This is a genomic window from Rhizobium sp. 18055, from assembly GCF_902706285.1.
GTDB lineage: Bacteria > Pseudomonadota > Alphaproteobacteria > Rhizobiales > Rhizobiaceae > Rhizobium.
Genome location: NZ_CACSKD010000485.1, coordinates 1 through 388, shown reverse-complemented (window position 1 = coordinate 388; position 388 = coordinate 1). Strand labels below are relative to the sequence as shown.

The window sequence follows — 388 nt, the reverse complement described above, 5'->3', positions numbered from 1 at the left end:
CAGCCTGACCGCGGCGCGTGAGGCGGCCCAGATCCTGGCGGGGCTTGATCCGGAAACGCGCGGACGCGTTCTCAATGCCGTCGCCTCGGCCGCAACAACTCGGCCCGCGCAGCGTTGAATGCTTGACGCAGGCCCGCAAGCCGCGGGAAGAGAGCGCGCCGGCCTCGCATGAGGCGAAGGGCGGCCAGGCAGGACATGACCACCACTCTCGACGAGATCGTCGCCAATTTCGAGCTGCTCGACGAATGGGACGATCGCTATCGCTACCTGATCGAGCTCGGCAAGAGCCTCGAGCCGCTTCCGGAAGAGGCGCATAACGACGCCAACAAGGTGCGCGGCTGCGCCAGCCAGGTCTGGCTCGACATGCACAGCGAAGACGGCCCGGGCC

1 protein-coding gene is annotated in these 388 nt (G+C 67.5%); it reads left to right on the top strand.

Annotation, left to right across the window (positions count from 1 at the left end):
- Positions 1 to 195 precede the first annotated feature (195 nt).
- The coding region (locus GVL52_RS30130; RefSeq protein ID WP_200848076.1) for a SufE family protein at positions 196 to 388 on the top strand (193 nt) is incomplete at its 3' end.